Annotated in this window: 1 pseudogene; it reads right to left on the reverse strand. The window is 68.1% G+C overall.

Annotated features, from left to right (window positions below):
* Positions 1-643 (reverse strand): annotated as a pseudogene (locus tag ACFWJO_RS40655) (DNA polymerase III subunit alpha); the annotation flags it as partial.

Consider the following 643-nt stretch of genomic DNA (forward strand, 5'->3'; position numbering starts at 1 on the left):
GTCGTCCTCGTCGCCGCCGCCGAGCGCGAACAGGTCGAAGGTGAACTCGCCGTGGTCCTCCTTGCGCTTCTGCGCCACGGTGGCGTCCACGGCCTCCTCGTGCACGGCCAGCAGGGCGCGGCGGGCGTAGCCGAGGGAGTCGAAGGCGCCGGCCTTGATCATGGACTCGATGGTGCGCTTGTTGCACACCACGAGCGGCACCTTCGCCAGGAAGTCGCCGAAGCCCGTGTACGAGCCCTTCTCCTCGCGCCCCTGGACCATGCCCTTGACCACGTTGGCGCCCACGTTGCGGACGGCGCCCATGCCGAAGCGGATGTCCCGGCCGACGGGGGTGAAGGTCAGGTGGGACTCGTTCACGTCCGGGGGCAGCACGGTGATGCCCATGTGGCGGCACTCGTTGAGGTACATGGCCAGCTTGTCCTTGTCGTCGCCCACCGAGGTGAGCAGCGCGGCCATGTACTCCGCCGGGTAGTGCGCCTTGAGGTAGGCCGTCCAGTAGGAGACCAGGCCGTAGGCGGCCGAGTGCGCCTTGTTGAACGCGTAGTCCGAGAAGGGCAGCAGGATGTCCCACAGGGCCTTCACCGCGGCCTCCGAGTAGCCGCGGTCCAGCATCCCCTGGTGGAACGCCTCGTACTGCTTGTCC

Origin of the sequence: Streptomyces sp. NPDC127092, assembly GCF_042722475.1 — a bacterium.
Lineage (GTDB): Bacteria > Actinomycetota > Actinomycetes > Streptomycetales > Streptomycetaceae > Streptomyces.